Source organism: Roseovarius sp. D22-M7 (assembly GCF_037083785.1).
Classification (GTDB): domain Bacteria; phylum Pseudomonadota; class Alphaproteobacteria; order Rhodobacterales; family Rhodobacteraceae; genus Roseovarius.
The window spans coordinates 1-18411 of sequence record NZ_JBAPKY010000013.1; the positions used below are offsets into that span (position 1 = coordinate 1).

An 18411-nucleotide genomic window follows, 5' to 3' on the forward strand; every position below is an offset into this window, starting at 1 on the left:
CGGGCTCCGAACGCTCGAGGCGTCCCTGCCGGGACGTGGGCCGAGCCATTCCGTTGATGGGGTTGCACCGTTGTTCAGACAGAGTGCGTCATCCAAATTGAAGGCTCTTCCCGCGACGCCCAGCACGCGGCGGCCCATGCCGACCGCGGAGACAACCATGCATCCGGCAGCCACGCATTCAGGCGAGCAGAGCCTGACGCGACAAAAGCGATCAGACAACCGAATCAATGGCGGACAATGGCTCATCGTTCTCGCCGGCATGGGGGCTCCGCCCGTTCTCGCCTCGAACCGTCCCCCCGACGGTTTGCCGCGCGTGGCGCGGACCGGCGCGAACTCCCACGCGAGCACCGGGCCCGGATCGCCTCGACGGATCCGCTAGAGAGGGTGAGCCGCGAGATCAAGCGGCGCACCGATGTCGTCACGCTTCGGCGGGAAAACAGCGTCCCACGCTGTTTTCCGATCTGACTCGCTCCCCAACGATGACGCCATCATCAGGCTCGTCGGCGCGATCATGCTCGAGACCAACGACCAGTGGACCGTCGCGCGCCGATACATGAGCCTTGAAACCCCCGCGCGCGTGAACGACAATCCCGACGTCGGGTTGTCCGCCGTGGCGTCCTGATCAGAATCAGGGCCTTCCCGAAGGTCGGCGCTCTTGCACAAACCTCGGACACCATCAAGCCCTGTTAGGGAAGGCGTGACAGAAGACCGCACCCGATCACTCGCCCGGAGGGTCAGAAAATCCTTGCACCGAAGGGGGCATCCAAACATCGGCGTCCGTTCTGAGGCCTAGATTCAGTGTCGATTGACAATCTGAACGACGAGTCACACTCAAGCACTGAAACCGGCTCAGTAGTTAACGCTCATTGACACCCATGCGGCTGGCGCCGCCTTCACGAACGCTCACCCAAAGACCGGGCCCATGCCGGGGTGATTACGGCGGGACGCGGGCATGTGATCGTTTGGCGCCGCCGCTCAGGCGGGGATGGTTTCGTCGATTTCCAGCGGGTAGCGGCAGGCAACCGCGCCGCCGGTGCGCGCGGTCTCGAGGCGCGGTGCGATGCGGGCGCAATCGGTGCGCGCAACCGGGCATCTGGGATGAAATTCGCAGCCCGACGGTCGCGCGTTCAGCGCCGGGGTCTCGCCCTTCAGGATCAGCCGCTCGTGCCGGGCGGTCGGGTCCGGTTCGGGATTGGCCGCCATCAGCGCGTGTGTATAGGGATGCGCCGGCGCGGTCAGGATCGACTCCACCGGACCGGTTTCCACGATCCGGCCCAGATACATCACGGCGATGCGGTCGGCGATGTGGCGCAGGATGTTGAGGTTATGGGTAATGATCAGTGTCGCGAGGCCGCGCTCTGCCTTGACGCGATTCATCAGGTTGAGGATCTCGCCCTGAATGGACACGTCGAGGCCCGCGGTCGGCTCGTCGGCCAGCACCAGCGCCGGATCGAGTGCCAGCGCGCGCGCCACGCCGACACGGCGCGCCTGACCGCCCGACAGTTGATGCGGATAGCGATCCATGAAATCGGCATCGAGGCCGCAGACGGCCAGCATCTCGCGCGCCTTGGCGGTGGGGTCGGCAACCGGCACGCCGTGGATCACGAACGGCTCGAGGATCAGCTCGCCCACGGTCTTGCGCGGGCTGAGGGAACCGGCCGGATCCTGGAACATCATCGCCATGCGGCGCCGCACGGCCTTCCAGTCGGGGCGGTCGTGCAGAGCCTCGCCGTCGAAATGCACCGTGCCGCCGGCCAGCGGCACCAGCCCGTTGATCGCGCGCGCCAGCGTCGTCTTGCCGGACCCGGATTCGCCCACGATCGCCAGCGTCTCGCCTGGGTGCACCTGCAACGACACACCCGCGACCGCCTGCACGCGGCGCTTTTCCGCAGGCACGGTCAACGCCCTGAGCCCGCCCACCGCCGGAAACTCGACCGAGACGCTTGCCAGGGTCAGCAACGGTTTTGTCATGGGCTTACCTTTTCGGCATGATGACAGGCCGACCAGCGGCCCGGCGTGACGGCCCGGCGGGACGGGCGCTGCCGCGCGCACAGATCCGTGGCGAGGTCGCAGCGGTCGCGAAAGATGCAGCCCGGGGGCGGGTCGGTGAGGTCCGGCAGGCTTCCGGGGATCGAGGGCAGCGTTTCGGCGCGCTGCTTGAGCCGGCCGGGATCGCATTCGATCAACTTGGCAGTGTAGGGATGGGCCGGATGCTCGAATATGTCGGCGACGGGGCCTTCCTCGACCGTCTCGCCGGCATACATCACCACCACGCGGTCGCAGAGTTCCGCGATGACGCCCAGATGATGCGAGATGAAGAGGATCGCGCAGCCGATCTCGGCCTGGATTTCCTGCAAGAGCGCGATGATCTGCACCTCGAGCGTGGCATCGAGCGCCGTTGTCGGCTCGTCCGCGATCAACAGCTTGGGGTGCATCAGGGTGGCCATGGCGATCGCCACACGCTGGCGCATGCCACCTGACAGCTCGTGCGGGTAGGTGCGCAGCTTGGCCTCGGGGTCGGGCAGGCCGACACGGCCCAGCATGTGCGCGGCGCGGCGGTCCTTCTCGGCTTTCGAGATGCCCTCGCGGTACTGGATGTCGCGCATCTGGCGGCCGATGGTCAGCACCGGGTTGAGCGAGGTCATCGGATCCTGGAACACCACCGACATCTCGCGCCCGCGCATGGCGCGCAGCCGGCGCGGCGAGGCGGTCAGGATGTCCTCGCCGTCAAGCTCGACGCAGCCATCGGCGACGTGCGCGTTCTCGGGCAGAAGGCGCATCAGCGTGCTGATCAGGGTGGACTTGCCACAACCCGATTCGCCCACGACGCCGACGATCTCGCCGGCGCGCACGTCGAGCGAGACGTCGCGCAACGCCTGCAGCCGGCCTTGCCGCGTGTCGTAGCCGACCGACAATTCGTGTGCGCTCAGGGCGTCGGGCACGGTCTCGAGCACGGCTTCGGTCATCGCGATTTCCTCAGTTTGGGGTCGAGCTGGTCGCGCAGCGCCTCGCCGAGAAAGGTGAACCCGAGCGTCACGAGGATCAGCGGCAGCCCGCCCGCCACGATCAGCCACGGCGTCTGGCGGATATGGTCGAACCCGTCCTTCAGCGTGGTGCCCCAGCTGGGCGTGCCCGGCGGCACGCCGACGCCCAGAAAGCTCATCCCCGCCTCGATGGTGATCACCACCGGCAGGTTCATCGCCGCGAGAATGAAGAACGGCCCCAGCACGTTGGGCAGGATGTGATGAAACACGATCCGCCCGAACGAGGCGCCCATGGCGCGCTCGGCCAAGATGAACTCGGAATGCTTGAGCGACAATGTCTGCGTGCGCACCACGCGCCCGTATTCGGAGAACGAGGTCAGGACCACCACGACGATCACCGTGATCAGCCCGCGCGGCATCAATGCGGCCAGTGCCAGCGCAAGGATGATCGTCGGGTAGGCGCGCAGCGTGTCGAAGATGAACAGCAGCGCGTTGTCCAGCCAGCGCGGCCCAAACCCCGCGACCATGCCCAGCACCAGACCGATGGTCCCGGCGATGCCCACCGCCGTAAGCCCGACGGTCAGCGCGATGCGCCCGCCCTGCAGCAACCGCGAAAACGTGTCGCGGCCCAGATTGTCGGTGCCCAGCCAGTACTCGGCCGAGGGGGCCGCGAAGCGGTCTGCGATGTTCATCGCATCGGGATCGTGCTGTGCGATCAGATCGGCGAAAACAGCCATCCCGACCAGCGTGGCGATGATGAGAAGCGCCATGACCGCGAGGGGATCGGCCATCAGCCGGCCCGCAAGCGTGTACTTGAAGGCGGTCATCGCGCTGTCCTGTGCCGGGGGTCGAGGGACGCGTTGATCAGGTCGGCGATCAGCGCGCAGGTCACGAAAAATCCGATCGCGACCAGCATCGAGCCCATCACCACAGGGTAATTGCGCGCCGAGACCGACTCGTAGATCAGCGTCCCGATGCCCGGGCGCGAGAACACGATCTCGGCGAAGACCGCACTGGACAGCATGCCGCCGATGCCGACGCCAAGCACCTGCACCGCCGGCAGGATCGCCACCCGCAGCGCGTAGTTGTAGGTCACACGCCGGCGTGGCAGCCCGAAGGCGCGCGCGGTGCGGATGAAGCTTTCGTTCATCGCCTCGAGCATCGAGGCACGCACGATGCGCGCCACGTAGCCGACCCAGGCCAGCCCGATCGCCAGCGAGGGCAGCACGAGATGGTGGATGCGGCTGACGATGTCGCCCGGCTCACCCGCGCCGATCGCCGGGAACCAGCGCAGCACCACCGCGAACAGCAGAAGGCTGTACAATGCCACCACGAAAGACGGCGCCGCGATGAAGGCGACCGACAGCACGCCGGTCAAACGGTCCAGCACGCTGTTGCGCCGGTCGGCCGAGAACGCGCCCAGCAGGATGCCAAGCGTGGCCGACCAGAAGATCGCCCCGAAGACCAGCGCGACGGTGTGCGGCAGCGCGTTCAGGACCGCCTCGGAGACCGGCCGGTTGCGAAAGAAATCGGTGCCCAGGTCGCCGCCGAGGATACGGCCCCAGAAATGCACCAGCTGCACCGGAACCGGATCGTCGAGGCCCATCTGCTCGCGGAACATCGCCCGGATCTCGGGTGTCGCGCGCGGCCCCAGCAGCACCGAGGTCGGATCGCCCGGCAAGGCGATCATCACGCAAAAGAGCGCCGAAATCGCCACGACGACGATCGCCAGCGCCAGCGCGATGCGTTGGATCGTGTATTGAATCACGCGGCCCTCTCCCTGCGAGACGTTCCCGGGCGACAGATTGCGGGTGCCACGCAAGGTGGCACCCGCATCGGGATGCGGTGTCGGCCCGCCTCAGGCGCGGCTGAAATACTGCACCAGCGGCAGCCCGTCGGGCCGTGTCGCGGGCTCCACACGGGTGTAATAGAGGTTGGGTGTCACACCGTGGGTGATGAAACGGTAGGCGCCCGACTGCTCCATCAGGTCCTGCGCGCGGCGATACATCTCGTCACGACGCTCGGGATCGGTTTCGGTGCGGGCTTCCTTGTGCAGCCGGTCGAATTCCTCGTTCGAGAACCGTTCCCAGTTCCAGTCGCCGATCTGCTCGGTGGTGAACCAGGCGGTCGCGTAGGACGGATCGGGCAGCATCGAGAACCGGTTCATGATCAGTTCCAGATCGCGCCAGCGCTCGCCGTCATCCTCGACCCCGAGCGTCCAGAACGACCCCGATTCGTGCACCTCGATGCTCAGGTCGATCCCGGCCGGGGCCACCGTCGCCTGCATCACCTGCGCCGCCGTGGTGAAGGTCACGTCGTTGAGGACGTTCAGCGTCACCTGCAACCGGTCGATCCCGGCCTCGTCGAGCAATTCGCGGGCGCGCTGCGTGTCGCCCTCGGGCGGGATGATCGATTCTGGCCGGTGACCGATGAGACCCGGCGCGATGATCCCGGTCGAGGGTTCGGCCACGTCGTACCACGCCGCTTCCAGGATGGTGTTGACGTTGATCGCGTACTGGATCGCCTGCCGGACGCGCTTGTCCTCGAACTTGGGGTTGGCCATGTTCATGCCGACCCAGACATAGAACAGCGACGGGTGCATCGACATGTCGGTATTGTCCGGCGGGTTGTCCTGAAGGCGCCTGACCGAGCCGGGGGCCACCTCGGTGAAGTCCAGGTCGCCGGATTCCAGCGCGATCTCGGCGGCGGCCTCGTCACCGATATAGACGATGTCGCAACGCTCGAACTCGGCGGGCATGTCGCCGCTATAGTCGGGGTTGCGGTCCAGCACCCAGCGTTCGCCGGGGCGCTGTTCACGCACGCGGTAGGGTCCAGACACGGTGGGCGGGACGTTGGTCTTTATCCGGCCGCCGACCTCTTCGACCGCGGCCTTGCACATGATCGCGCCCGACAGATAGGGCAGCGCGATGGTCCAGAACGGCGCGTAGGGCTCGTCGAAATGGAACACGCCGGAATGGGTTCCGGTAACCTCGACACGGTTGAGCGGGCCGATATCGGGCAGGATGCGCGAGTTCATCTCCGGGTCGAGGTTGCGCTCGAAGGTAAAGGCCACATCCTCGGCGGTGATCTCGCCGTAACCGTCCGACCACATCTGACCCGCCTTCAGGGTGAAGGCGATGGTCGTGTCGCTGGTCTGCTCGATGCTTTCGGCAAGGTCGTTGCGGTGACCCCAGGTGTCGCCGGGCACGTACTGGATCAGGTTGCGGTAGATGCAGCCGTATAGCATCGCTTCGCCAAAGCCCGACGCATCAAGCGGGTCGGCCGTGTCCGGCTCCGTGTAGACGCGCACGTTCAACTGCGTGCCCTGCGCCCAGGCGGTCACCGGCAACATGGCGGCAGCCGACAGGCCGGCCGCGCCGCCCAGCAACTGGCGTCGGCTCAGGGCCGGGAAGGTTCTTTGACGTGGGGATTTCTGCATGGGTCTCTCCCGTTTTGTTGTTCCGGCCGATTTTGCGTTCGGCCTTTGGGTCCGGTCGTTTCGGTCCGGTTTGGCGCGCAGGGTGCGCCTTGCGGCCACGTGTCACAAGTGCGCAGTCAAACGCGATCTGCATCTTTTTTGCGCCATGATCGCGTCAGGTCGCGTCATGTGGTGTCGTCATACCGGCAATTCCAGCGCCGTCAGCATCTGCGGCTCGGTCCCGTTCGAAGCCAGCATCCGCGAGACATGCCGGGGCGGATCGGCCCCCTCGGCGCCGAAGATACCTGTGCGGCGCATGGCGGCCCGCGTGTCGGTCCGGGGGCCGAGATACTCCAGAAAGACGCGCGCGGCGAAGGGGGCGCGTGCCGTGCGGCCCTGGACCCCCAATGTCATGCCGGTCAGCACCTCGATCTCTCCTGTCTGCGTCGTGAACAGCACTGTCTGCGACAAGGACCTCAGATCCCGCGCGTTGTGGTCGATGATGAAGATGCGCCCGTCCAAAAATACCGCCACGCCGATGTAGCGCACGAAATGCGACCGGCCCAGCGGGCTTTCCTCGGGCTGGATGCGCTCGTTGAGGCGGGTGTAGAAAATGCCCTTGTACTCGCTGATGCGCAGCAAAGAGCGGCGGATCATGCCGGGGCGGCTGGGGGTGTGGTAATAGTAGAAATAGTAGCCGCAATAGGGCTTCAGGCTGTCCGCGGACTGGTTGAACATCCGGTCGATCTGGGGTGCCGCAGGCCCCAGCGCACGGATCAGGCGCCGGGCGCGGGGGCGCAGCGCGACCATCTCGGCGAAGCGGCCATGCGGGACCAGCAGCTCGTCCTCCTCGACGCCGAAATGATCGCAGATCCGGCGCATGTTGCGCGGCGAGGGGCGCGAGGCGCCGTTGAGATACTTGGTGAATTGCTGCCGGTTGATGCCCATGCTTCGGCAGGCATCCGATATCGACGTGGTGTAGTTGCACAGGGCGCGCAGGTTGCGGGCGAGATGAGGCTCGGTCATGCCCATAGCATTATCCGCGCCGATCATCGGCGCAAGCGAATTGACGCGGGCGACTGCGTCAATCTGCGCCTGATCTACCGTGCCAGATGCAGGCGACCGCGTCGCAGCGGGGTCAGATGCCGTCGCGCGGCACCACGACGTCGCAGCAGCGTTCCGGACACGGGCTGCCGCCTTCGAAGGCCCGCAGCCACGCCCGCAGCCAAGCCCGCAGATGGAATTGGGCGGGCGTCGCAGGTCACCTCGACATGTGTCTCGGTCCGGGTCTGCCAGTCGCCGCATGCCGTGGGCGAAGGCTGCTCCATGCGCTTCGAGGCTTCGCGGCGCACAGCATCGACGCCGGCCATCTGCTTTCCAGACTGCCCGCATCGCGGACTTCCGGGCCTCGCCTGGCATCGCCTCAGGCAGGCTGGCGAACTCCGCTGCGCCAAGTGGCAGCGTCAGGCAAAGCCAATGAACAGCAGCAAGAACTCAGATCAACGAAAACATGCACGCGCTCCTTGCCAAAGCTCGGGGATCAGTGCCACCGGCAGCAAGGCAGCGTCACGCGAAAAACCGTCCTCCACGCGCGCCAGCCATTCCTCCGATAGGCCTTCCAGAAGATGTCCGACAGGCAATCGCAGGTGCTTTCTACCGGGACCGACATGCGGGTACCCAGCCCGGCTCCTCCGGTGTCGTCGCAGCGATCTTCCAACTGTATCGGCACGGCACCCCGGCGCTGACGCGCCGGCTCACCGCACATTATCGCAGCGAGGTTGCGCTAAAAAAACGTCAAGCTACGACAATCCGCGGCCGTTGAGTCGGATTGCATCGACACTCGCACTGGTCAGACCAGCCACCATCTGCAAATGATCCGGCGCGACGGCAAAGGCCACCTGCACCGGAATGAAGGCGAGCGACATGCCCTCGCCAAACACATCAGCGCAGGACGGTCTGAGGCCCTTTTGCTCGGCGCACCGGGGTCTTTTGAGACTGCATCGCGAGGCCCTGCACATGCGCCATGTCTTTGCCCTTGGCGACGATACCGGGCCCAAGCTGTGCGGCACCCTGCACGCGTCGGGCGCCGGACGCTGCAGATCATCACGCGATCGGGTCCGGCCCCCGGCTTCGAATTGCGGCCCGGACGATAGGTTTGAAGGCACCTTCGCCTCGTTCGGTCGCTGCCGCCGCCTGGCACGGGATCGGGAGAAAACCATCGAGAGCGCAGAGGCATGGGGCCGCATCCCCCATGTCAGACGCATGACGCGCCTCCTTGCAAGGCCTTGAAACCATTCGTTCCATGTTGACCCGGATACTCGCGGGCATGCGCCGAACGGGCTGCGATACCAGGGGATGCCACGGCCCGGGTCCTAAGCGATCATCGAAACCGGATTCCCCATGCCGGCCTTGTTTTTCGGCACGATCACACCCGGATGCAGAGAGGTGCGATCGCGCGGCGTCGTGGGACGGCATGCTGCGACGGGCCCTGCGCTGCAACTTGACGATCCCGTGCAGCCCGGTACTGTATATCCCCAGTGCGCTTTTTGAAGGGCACAGTCACATGGAGAACCCACCACGATGACATCTCGCATTCGCGACCTCGACCGCAGAAGCTTTCTTGCCGGCACGGCGGCAACAGGCCTGTCCGCCGGTGTGATGCCGGGCGTTGCATGGTCGGCCGCCGACACGACCCCGAAGCGCGGCGGCACGATCCGCCATGCAAAGGGCCATGGCAACACCAATGACACGCTGGATCCGGCAACCTGGACAAACGGCTTCACGGTCGCCCTGCCCTTCGGCATGCACGGATACCTGACCAAGGTGGCGACGGACGGGTCGGCCGAACCGGATCTCGCCGAAAGCTGGGAGGCGACGCCGGATGCCCGGACATGGCGCTTCACGATCCGGCAGGGCGTGACCTACCATTCCGGCAAGCCCCTGAGCCTCGATGACATCGTCGATTCCATCAACCATCACAGGGGCGAAGGGTCCACCTCGGTTGCCAAGCCCCTGGTCGACCCGATCGTGAGCATCGCCAAGGAGGGCGACAACACGGTGGTGTTCGAACTGTCCGCCGGCAGCGCCGACTTCCCCTTCGTGTTCACCGATTACCACATGGCGATCGTGCCATCCGACGGCAGCGGCGGGATCGATTGGCGCTCTGGCGATGGCTGCGGGGCCTACAGGCTGGTCGAATTCCAGCCCGGTGTCGTCGCCCGTCTCGAACGTCACACGGAGGACTGGAACCAGAACCGCGGCTGGTTCGACGCGGTCGAGATGCTGTCGGTCGTCGATGTGAACGCGCGGACCTCCTCGCTTGTCTCGGGCGAGGTCGACGTGATCGACAAGCTCGATCTCAAGACCGTCAGCATGCTGGGGCGCGATCCAGACCTCGCGATCCACTCGATCGCCGGGCCGCAATATTACAGTTTCGCGGCTCAGACCGACACCGCGCCCTATGACGACCTGAATGTCCGGCTGGCGCTGAAATACGGCATCAACCGGCAGGAACTGGTCGACAAAATCCTGTTCGGGCATGGCACCGTCGGCAACGACCAGCCGATCGGCCCGAGTTACCGGTTCCACGATCCGGAGATCACGCAGCACAGCTACGATCCGGACAAGGCGAAATTCCATCTGCGCGAGGCCGGGCTCGACAGCCTCGACGTGACTCTGTCGGCGGCCGATGCGGCCTTCCCGGGGGCCGTGGATGCCGCGGTGCTGTACCGGAACTCGGCCAATGCTGCCGGGATCAACGTCAACGTCAATCGCGTGGCCAATGATGGCTACTGGTCCGACGTCTGGCTGAAGCATCCGTTCTGCGCGGTCTACTGGGGCGGGCGGCCGACCGAGGATCAGATCTTTTCCACGGCCTACGCATCCGGCGCGGCCTGGAATGACAGCAGCTGGTCGAACGCCCGGTTCGACGAGCTGCTGGTGCAGGCCCGGGCCGAACTGGACGAGGATACGCGCCGCGCCATGTATTCCGAGATGCAGCAGCTCGTGTCCGAGGATGGCGGCACCGTGCTGCCGATGTTCGCGAATTTCGTCTTTGCGACCAATGGCAAGATCGCACATGGCGCGTTCGCGTCCAATTTCGACATGGACGGCGAACGCTGGATGGAACGCTGGTGGTTTGCCTGACACCCTGCGTCCCGGCCTGCGGGTCACTGCGTTGATGTAAGCGCCCTGCCCTTTCGGCGGGGCGTTTCGCCTTGGATGCACCTTCGCGCGCGAGTCGTCGACGAATTCGAACTTCTCTCGGTTCGGCTTGGACCGCTCCGATTTGACTGGTGACCTGTCGCTTCATTTCATGCCTCAGACAGTGCAAGCTTGCGAACCCTGGTCGCCTTTCGCGGCGTTACTCGCCCGGAACAACCGTTTGGCCTTGTACCGGCGCTACGCCGCAGCCTCACCGAAGGCGACAGTCATCTCCAGCGGGCGAGCCTCGCGATGTGCGGCAGCCATGACAGACTGAACCTTTGCAACATTCGTCGCGAGGGCCTGTCTCGATTCCGACTGCAAGCCTGCAGTCTCGCGCGAACCTGCGCGAGTTCCGCAATCCTGCCCTCGGACGCGCTGCGTGCGCAGATCGGGCATCGCGAGCGCCAACGCTGCGCGATCTCGATTGACAGGCTTACGCCGGGTAATAAAGATCAGGACATCTCGAAGCGGGCGGGAGTGGAGCATGTTGCGGTGGATCTTGGTGGCCTTGGCGTGGGCCTGGGCCGGTGCAGCTTCGGCTCAGGTCGAAACGCCGGATGCGTTGGCCGACACACTGTTCATCGAAGCTCTGCGAGCGGAGCCGAGCTTGGTCTCCGAAGACGGCGTCCAGCGCCACGTCGTGCGTCGCTTTACCGACCCCGAGGCCCATGGGCAGTGGCGGTCGCTGTCCGAGGCGGAGCGTGAAGCGGCATTGTCACGGGCACGGTCCTGGGCGTCGGCACGGGCTTCCGAAGACAGCGCGCTTCCGATAGAGGCGCAGGTGCATCTTGCGGGGCGCTTGAGCCGCAACGACGATGGATCTTGGCGGGTCAATGCGTCTTTCGGCAATAAGATCACTGCGTTCTCGGGGACACTCGACGAGATGACGGTCCGTGCCCCTTTGCAGGCCCCCGCGGTCTTCGTCCGTCCGGTCGTCCCGTTCGATCTCGGCCGGCTCGCGCCGCAAGGCGCCGCGGCCGAGCGTTTGAATGCACTGGCGCAAGGGCGGCAAGGGGTGATGGTCGTCGCCAAGCTGACCGTCGAGAACATCGAGATCGAGGGCATTCTGGCTCGGGCGGGCGGTCGGATCGACGCGATCAGCTTGCACGAGGTCACGGCCGTCGACCGCCGGCCGGTCCCGGGCGACATGATCTGGTCTGTCCCCAAGTCGGATCGATCCGAACAGATCACCGCCGCGGATATCGATCGCGCCTTCAGGCTTCGACGGGAGGACGGCGTGTTCCTCGACGATCGCGAGGCCGACCAGTCCAACCTGACACGCCTTCTCGCCTGGCATGAGTTGACCAGGCTGCCGGTCGACGAGGTGCTGGATCGCCGGCTTTCTCCGGACCTGTTCTGGTTCGCCCTCGACGATATCGCGCCCGAGGCGCTGAGCGAGAGCCTCGTCGCTCCGTATCTGCGCGACCCGCGCTCGGGCCGCTTTGCCCCCGGCGTGGACGTGATCGAGCGACGCGAGCTCGAGGATGCCGCGCTGCGCGCACTCTGGCCCGCTATCGCCGCTGCCCTGCCCGAAACGCCCCTGCCCGTCCGGGTGATCGAGACCGTGCCTGCCAGCGACTACGATCTTGACCGCGGCGGTTTCGCGGTGACGTTCCGAAGCAGCGGCTGGCTTCTCGGGGGCCGGTATCCGATCCTGGCCGGCCTGCCCGACTTTCTTCCCGTGCCGCGAGACGAGGCGCAGGTTCTGCTCGACCGGATGAACCAGATCGACGGTCCGGGGCGGCGGGCGCTCAGCGTGCAGGCACGTGTCGATATCACCTCGCGGCGCGCGACGTTTCCCGAAGAGGGCCCTCTGACCGAGCCGCGCGTGGTTGTGGGATATGACCTCAACTCCGCAAGCCTTCATGTCGGTGCGCGGCATTCCGACCAGGCCTCTCTCGACGTCAACAGGATCGCGGACCTCGACCCCGTCCGGTTCGCGGGGCCCGTCCAGCCGCTGGCAAGTCTGGCCGAGCTCGATCGCTGGGCGGCCCGGGCCGATGATCCGGGCGCCCGGGGCGAGGATCTGATCGCGGCCGCGATTTCCGTCGCCGACGATCCCGGCATGCTGGCACAGGCGATGAACCGCACCGGGATCTCCGACCCTCTCGGCACCGCGCAGACCCTGCCCCTGCCCGAGCCGCTCGTGCTGACGGGTCGGATGACCCTTGCCGAACAGGCGGACGGATGGTCCGTGACCGAATACCGCTGGTCCGTGCGAAGCAACGACAGCGGTCTGCAGGCGCCGCAGGTCGCGCTTGCCGATCGGGCGATACTGACCGACGTCGCGCTCGGCCCGGACATGGCTCGGGCGCTGCGCGGGATCGGCGGGCGATTGCAGTACCGCGCCGAGGCCACGCCGGTCACGGCGGGCCTCGATGGACAACGTCCGACCTTGTACCTGCGCCTTGACCGGGTCGCGTTCTTTTCGATCCAGACGGACGAAACCGGGCTTCCGCTGGTCCGTGGGGTTCTGCAGGCAGAGCCCGCGCCCGAGGCGGCGCCACCCGCCGCGCCCGATGCCCTGATCGATGCGCCGGAACTTGTCGTCGTCGATCACGATCTCCTTGACCTTCTGCACCTGCGCGAAGCGCCGGAGACCGTGGACGATGCGACGCTGGACCGAATGCTGCTCGATCGCCTGCTCAGAGAGATCGCGACGCCCGAGGCCGACCTCGTCTGGGGGCGGTTCTTCGATCCCGTGCCGCAGCGCCTCAACCGCGTCGAGCGCGCGGCCCTGCTGCCTGCCTTTCGCGTCTGGCAGACGGCCCGCGCCGCCGCAATTCCTGATCGTGTGGTCGCACGCGTGGCCACGAACGCCATCCAGGCGGGTTGCAGGGTCATGGCCTATGCCGGTCCGGGCCAGGCGAACCAGTTTTCCGACGGGGTGCGCGCGGTGCTCGAAGGGCGGGACTATGCGGCCCGTCGCACCGCCAACGGGGCGACGCTCGGCATGTTGGAAAAGATGGCCCGCGACGTGCCGGACCGGATGCCCTTGTTGGCCGGGGAGCGGCTGACCCAGATCGGAGGCCGGCCGATCTACGCCGCACTCGGCGCACAACGGCACCCCACCGCGAGCCCTTGCGTCGGCCGCACGCGACTGGACGCGGTAACGGACGGGTTCGAGGCGATGCGCAGCGGCTCGATGGACGCCGTGGTGGTTCTCCGCGACGCGATCCTGCTCCCGCGAGAGAGGCGGACCATCGCCGAAACGCGCCATATCGCCCGCCTCGCCGAGATTGACATGATCCCCGGCACCGGACGTGGTCCGGGCAAGGCCGGCACGCTCGTGCTGACCCTCGATGTGACGGACGCGATCTTCGTCGCAAGCAATCCCGCCGCCCTGCCGAACCAGAGCGCAGCCACCGGCGAGGCGACCCGTCTTTCCGTCGAGCAGATACGCGCTTTGCGCGTTGCGCCACCAACGGTTGCGGACATCACCGGCCTGACACTCGCAAGCCCGGCCGAGGCCATCGATGCCGCGCTGCCGGGGGCCGCGCGCATCGATCACCCGCTCCATCGGGAGATCGGGCCGAAGGCTGTTCCGGGCCGGGGGACGCTGCGCGCGACAGAGGCGGGCACCATGGTCGCCTTGCGCATCGACACCGAAGCCGGTCAGGTCCTGGCCTCGCTCGAGGACGAGCGCGTCGACACCGCGCGCCTCGCGCTCGGTCGAGCGGCGCTTTACGATCCCGCCCGGGTCACCGCCGAAGGTGTGCTGGGGGCGCTGCTGAAAAAGTACGGCGAGCCGAGCCTCGCCCGGGACGATCGCCGCGGCGGTGTGCCGTTGAAGCGTTTGGTGTGGGGGTATGACCCGCGGGTTTCGCTGCCTCATTGCCTGCCGGCGTTCGATCTTGGCGCGACCCGCGCACTGCAGGACGCAATCGTCATCCGCACCGAGTCGGACCGCGCCGTCCACGATCTGGCGCGACGCCTCCCCTGGCCGCTGTTCGAGACGATGACCGAAACCGGACCGGACTGGAGCGCGTGCGGTCCGGTGGTCGTCGCCGAAGTGTCCCGGTCCGGAGGCAGCCTTGCCCTGACGACCTGGGCCATCGACCCGAGCTCGCTCTCGGATGTCGATCTGACGCCACGTCCGGCGCCGAGCACGGAGACCCTCATCGAGAATTCCGCCGATATCGACCTGTGAAGGGACTATATTTCCGCTCTGCCATCACGTGATCGGCTCTGTGTCCGGTTGAGCCCGTCACCGAAGACGGCATCTCACGACATCTCAACAGGCCGGCCCGGTTCGGAAGCCGGGCCTCTCGATCGGCCTGGGGCCGAATTCTTACGGCACGCAGTCGAGGCAATGAACGCGCAACATGCGGATGACGCTACCGTCGAAGCTGCGCTTCGTCTGGTCAACGGCAGCACCAGCTTGAACATTGGTCAAACAAGTTGACAATTTCCCCCGCGTAAAGAGAGTATGATCGGTGATGGAGTGGCAGGGATGCCAAAGCGTGACGACACGCCATCAGGATATTGGGAGGAATACATGACACATGGAAAGTTACTGTCCGGGCTTCTGCTCGGAACGATGTTGACCGGGCCGGCGCTGGCTCAGGACAACATGGAAAAACTCGGCAACATGCAAAAGACGGGCGCCACGTTCACGACCGTCGACCAGGAGGGGGCTCGCGCCGAGGCGCTCAAGGCGATTGTCGAGCATATCAATGTGCCCGACGGTTTCGAGGCGAGCCTCTATGCCGTCGTGCCGGATGCGCGTTCGATGGCAATGGCGCCGCAAGGCACGGTGCTTTTTGCGGGCACGCGGAAGGACAAGGTCTGGTCGATCGTCGACCGCGACCGCAACCGCGTGGCCGACGAGGTCATGGATTTCGCACCGTCGATCACCTTCGACATCCCGAACGGTCCCTGCTTCTCGCCCGACGGGTTCCTCTACATCGCCGAGCGGAACCGGGTGCTGGTGTTCCCGGCGGCCGAATTCTTCTTCGAGGGGCCGGACCCGGCCGTCGGTGTCGTCGTCGATCAGGGCGACCTGATCCCGCCCGGGGAAGAAAGCTTCAACCACACCGCGCGGGTCTGCGACATCGGCCCTGACGGCAAGCTCTACGTCTCGCTTGGCCAGCCGCATAACGTGCAGCCCGTCGAGAAGCTGGAGATGTATGACGAGATCGGCATCGGCGGAATCATCCGGATGAACACCGACGGGACGGGGCGCGAGGTCTATACCCGCGGGGTCCGCAATTCGGTCGGCCAGGACTTCAACCCGGCGACGGGCGAGCTTTGGTGGACCGACAACCAGGTCGACGGCATGGGCGACAACATCCCGCCGGGCGAGTTGAACCGCCAGACCGAAGCTGGCCAGCATTTCGGCTTTCCCTGGGTCAATGCCGGTGTCGAGATCCCGCAATACAAGGACGTGCCGCGCCCCGAGGGGCTGAGTTTCGTCGAACCGCAGCTGGAACTGCAAGCGCATGCGGCGGATCTCGGGATGCGGTTCTACCACGATGACAGCTTCCCCGCGGAGTATCATGGCGGCATCTTCTGGGCGCAGCACGGGTCCTGGAACCGGACCGAACCGGTGGGCGCGCGGGTGATGTTCACCGCGCTCGACGAGGAGGGCAACGCGACCGGCGCTCAGGTCTTCGCCGACGGCTGGCTCAACGAGGACACGGGCGAGTATCGCGGCCGCCCGATGGATATCGAGTTCCTGCCCGATGGCTCGATGCTGGTCTCCGATGACTTCGCCGGAGCGATCTGGCGCATCGCCCACAATCCCGCACCTGCAGAATGAGGTCTGCAGTGCTGACGATCCTCGGCGGGCTGATGCTCGCCGGGGGTGCCCCGGCGGTCGCGGAGGATGCCGAGGCGGGGCGCAAGGTCGCCAACATGTGCCGCACCTGTCACGGGATCGACGGCTATGCACGGGTTCCGATCGCCCCCCATATCGGCGGTGAACCGCAAGCGTATCTCGAAGCGCAGCTCATGGCGTTCAAGACGGGCGCGCGCGAGCACGAGATGATGTCGGTCGTGACAGCCGGTCTTTCGGCGCAGCAGATCTCCGATGTCGCGGCGTGGTATGCCTCGCACGAGGCCGTGGCGACCCTGCCTGAGGGTGTCAGTAAGCGTGACGCGCCTGCGGCCTGCGTGTCCTGCCACGGTCCGAACGGCATATCGGCGGTCATGAATGCGCCGAACCTCGCGGGCGAGGTCAACATCTATATCGACACGCAGCTCAAGGCGTTCCGTACAGGCAAGCGAAAGCACGAAATCATGTCCGAGATCGCCGCGAAACTGGATGACACGGAAATCCGCGCGGTCGCCGATTGGTATTCGAACGTGGAATTGGACATAAAGCCTGCCGATTGAGCCGTGGGTCGGATTTGGGTCAGGACCCATAGCCAATAGATGACGGTTGCTGACAGGAAGATGATGGTACCGATGCGGCGGCATTTCACATGCTGGGGCAAGGGGGCCGCATCACCACGGACACGCACTTTCTTCCGCGGGCAATGGCGCACGAACGCGCTCTCTTCGTGCTCACCGCCGCCTTCTGGGCGGGTCGGAGGTCTTGTTGCCACGCGGGCCGGAAAGGACAGGGGTGTTGGCGCGGTACTCCGTGCCGAGCTTGCGCCAGCGATTCACACGCGCAGCCGACAGGTCTCCGGTCATGACGGCGGCCCCAACAGCGCAGCGCGGTTCGTGCGCCTGGGTGCAATCCCTGAAACGACACTTCGGAGCAAGATCGGCGATCTCGGCGTAAAGCATGTCCAGTCCGGCGTCAGCATCGCTGACATGCAGCGTCCGCATCCCCGGCGTGTCGATCACACAGGCGCCCCCCCGCGATGCTGTGCAGCGAACGAGCGGTGGTCGTATGGCGTCCCTTGTCGTCGCCGTCGCGGATAGTCCCGGGCAGTTGCGCGACGGCTGGCGCCTTGTCGGCCAGAGTGTTCAAGAGCGTCGACTTGCCGACACCGGACGAGCCGAAAAGGACCACGGTCCGGCCCGGCCCGCACCACGGCGACAACCTGTCGGCAGCGTCGCGGGCCTTGGCATTCAACGGGACGCCGGGCAGATCGCGCTGCAACGCCTCTGCCCGGGCACGATAGAGCCCTGCGTCATCCACCCGATCGATCTTTGTCAGGACGATCACCGTGTTGATCCCCGCCTCGTTCACAGACGCCTGATAGCGTTCCAGCCGCGCCACATTGAAATCCTCGTTGCACGACGTGACAAGGAACATCGTGTCGACATTCGCTGCGATCAATCGCGGGGTCCGGGTGCCCTCGGTCCGGCGTCGCAGCAGCGTGCGTCGCTCCGGCCTGCGCAGGGCCGTCTCGCCCCCCGGGCTCCATCAGTACCCAGTCCCCAACGGCAAGATCGGTCGTGGCTGCATGCGCGCAAGGATCAAGCCTCACCTGCCCCGTCCCGGTTTCCGCCACCGGCCGGGACCGATGCACGGCCGCGATGCGGGCCGGAAGAAGCCCGGCGTCGGCGGGGTTCAGTTGTTCGGCAAAAAGCATGGACCACCCAAGTCCATCCAATGAGGGAAAAGGTCACCCTGGTTCAGTCCGGTTACATTCCGGCGGCATGACGGCGGGATCCGACGGATGCACGCGCTGCGTGGCGTTCACCCCCTTCCCGCAATGCGAACGGGGCGAATGGTCCCACAACTTATCCCAATCATCCAACGCAAGGACCTCGATGGCTTGGCGTCATTCGTGAGGCCGACCACCGGGTAGCGTCTTGCAATCCTCAATGACCAGGTGAAAAAGAAGCCGGCCGCGGGTCTGTGCGAACAAAAGACATGCTGGTATGAACGCCCAACCAACCTTG

General features: G+C 65.9%; 13 protein-coding genes and 1 pseudogene. 5 read left to right on the forward strand and 9 right to left on the reverse strand.

Annotated features, from left to right (window positions below):
- Positions 1-336: 336 nt before the first annotated feature.
- A pseudogene (locus V8324_RS07935) lies at positions 337-622 on the forward strand (transposase); the annotation flags it as partial.
- A 353-nt stretch (positions 623-975) separates the two neighbouring features.
- Here V8324_RS07935 and V8324_RS07940 read toward each other — a convergent pair.
- The 7 genes from V8324_RS07940 to V8324_RS07970 all read right to left on the reverse strand — a co-directional run bounded on the left by V8324_RS07940 (position 976) and on the right by V8324_RS07970 (position 8327).
- The gene (locus V8324_RS07940; RefSeq protein ID WP_336419396.1) at positions 976-1971 is read right to left on the reverse strand and encodes an ABC transporter ATP-binding protein; all 996 of its coding nucleotides are present in this window, start codon (positions 1969-1971) and stop codon (positions 976-978) included.
- Positions 1968-2966: an ABC transporter ATP-binding protein gene (locus tag V8324_RS07945; RefSeq protein ID WP_336419397.1), complete on the reverse strand. Its 999-nt coding sequence runs from the start codon at positions 2964-2966 to the stop codon at positions 1968-1970. The genes V8324_RS07940 and V8324_RS07945 overlap by 4 nt, the downstream gene beginning before the upstream one ends.
- Positions 2963-3811 (reverse strand): ABC transporter permease, encoded by an 849-nt coding sequence (locus V8324_RS07950; protein WP_336419398.1) that lies wholly within the window; start codon positions 3809-3811, stop codon positions 2963-2965. The genes V8324_RS07945 and V8324_RS07950 overlap by 4 nt, the downstream gene beginning before the upstream one ends.
- Positions 3808-4752, reverse strand: coding sequence for an ABC transporter permease (locus tag V8324_RS07955; RefSeq protein ID WP_336419399.1), 945 nt, complete (start codon positions 4750-4752; stop codon positions 3808-3810). The genes V8324_RS07950 and V8324_RS07955 overlap by 4 nt, the downstream gene beginning before the upstream one ends.
- Positions 4753-4842: 90 nt before the next feature.
- Entirely contained in the window at positions 4843-6423 is a 1581-nt protein-coding gene (locus tag V8324_RS07960) for an ABC transporter substrate-binding protein (protein WP_336419400.1), read from the reverse strand.
- Positions 6424-6600: 177 nt separating this feature from the next.
- Complete coding sequence (locus V8324_RS07965) at positions 6601-7428, reverse strand: helix-turn-helix domain-containing protein (protein ID WP_336419401.1); 828 nt, start codon at positions 7426-7428, stop codon at positions 6601-6603.
- 773 nt (positions 7429-8201) lie between these two features.
- Positions 8202-8327, reverse strand: a complete 126-nt coding sequence (locus V8324_RS07970) for a hypothetical protein (RefSeq protein WP_336419402.1) — start codon at positions 8325-8327, stop codon at positions 8202-8204.
- Between the two features lie 655 nt (positions 8328-8982).
- Between V8324_RS07970 and V8324_RS07980 the strand changes: the two genes are divergently transcribed.
- The 4 genes from V8324_RS07980 to V8324_RS07995 all read left to right on the forward strand — a co-directional run bounded on the left by V8324_RS07980 (position 8983) and on the right by V8324_RS07995 (position 16944).
- Entirely contained in the window at positions 8983-10548 is a 1566-nt protein-coding gene (locus tag V8324_RS07980; protein WP_336419403.1) for an ABC transporter substrate-binding protein, read from the forward strand.
- A gap of 667 nt (positions 10549-11215) precedes the next feature.
- Positions 11216-14758: a hypothetical protein gene (locus V8324_RS07985; RefSeq protein WP_336419404.1), complete on the forward strand. Its 3543-nt coding sequence runs from the start codon at positions 11216-11218 to the stop codon at positions 14756-14758.
- A 348-nt stretch (positions 14759-15106) separates the two neighbouring features.
- Positions 15107-16369 (forward strand): PQQ-dependent sugar dehydrogenase, encoded by a 1263-nt coding sequence (locus V8324_RS07990; RefSeq protein WP_442970489.1) that lies wholly within the window; start codon positions 15107-15109, stop codon positions 16367-16369.
- The gene (locus tag V8324_RS07995) at positions 16366-16944 is read left to right on the forward strand and encodes a c-type cytochrome (RefSeq protein ID WP_336419405.1); all 579 of its coding nucleotides are present in this window, start codon (positions 16366-16368) and stop codon (positions 16942-16944) included. Before V8324_RS07990 ends, V8324_RS07995 begins: the two co-directional genes overlap by 4 nt.
- 171 nt (positions 16945-17115) lie before the next feature.
- Here the strand turns inward: V8324_RS07995 and V8324_RS08000 are convergent, their stop codons facing one another.
- Both V8324_RS08000 and rsgA read right to left on the reverse strand, forming a co-directional pair.
- Positions 17116-17343, reverse strand: a complete 228-nt coding sequence (locus tag V8324_RS08000) for a hypothetical protein (RefSeq protein WP_336419406.1) — start codon at positions 17341-17343, stop codon at positions 17116-17118.
- 13 nt (positions 17344-17356) lie between these two features.
- A complete protein-coding gene (rsgA, locus tag V8324_RS08005; protein WP_336419407.1) occupies positions 17357-17842 on the reverse strand; it encodes a GTPase RsgA in 486 nt (161 codons plus the stop codon).
- Positions 17843-18411 lie beyond the last annotated feature (569 nt).

Bases quoted from the DNA above. Each gene is read 5' to 3' on its own strand.
- V8324_RS07965 (WP_336419401.1), bottom strand. From the start codon at position 7,428: ATGACCGAGCCTCATCTCGCCCGCAACCTGCGCGCCCTGTGCAACTAC.
- V8324_RS07950 (WP_336419398.1), bottom strand. From the start codon at position 3,811: ATGACCGCCTTCAAGTACACGCTTGCGGGCCGGCTGATGGCCGATCCC.
- V8324_RS07980 (WP_336419403.1), top strand. From the start codon at position 8,983: ATGACATCTCGCATTCGCGACCTCGACCGCAGAAGCTTTCTTGCCGGC.
- V8324_RS07940 (WP_336419396.1), bottom strand. From the start codon at position 1,971: ATGACAAAACCGTTGCTGACCCTGGCAAGCGTCTCGGTCGAGTTTCCG.
- V8324_RS07995 (WP_336419405.1), top strand. From the start codon at position 16,366: ATGAGGTCTGCAGTGCTGACGATCCTCGGCGGGCTGATGCTCGCCGGG.
- V8324_RS08000 (WP_336419406.1), bottom strand. From the start codon at position 17,343: ATGCTTTACGCCGAGATCGCCGATCTTGCTCCGAAGTGTCGTTTCAGG.
- V8324_RS07970 (WP_336419402.1), bottom strand. From the start codon at position 8,327: ATGTCGCTCGCCTTCATTCCGGTGCAGGTGGCCTTTGCCGTCGCGCCG.
- V8324_RS07960 (WP_336419400.1), bottom strand. From the start codon at position 6,423: ATGCAGAAATCCCCACGTCAAAGAACCTTCCCGGCCCTGAGCCGACGC.
- V8324_RS07990 (WP_442970489.1), top strand. From the start codon at position 15,107: ATGACACATGGAAAGTTACTGTCCGGGCTTCTGCTCGGAACGATGTTG.
- V8324_RS07945 (WP_336419397.1), bottom strand. From the start codon at position 2,966: ATGACCGAAGCCGTGCTCGAGACCGTGCCCGACGCCCTGAGCGCACAC.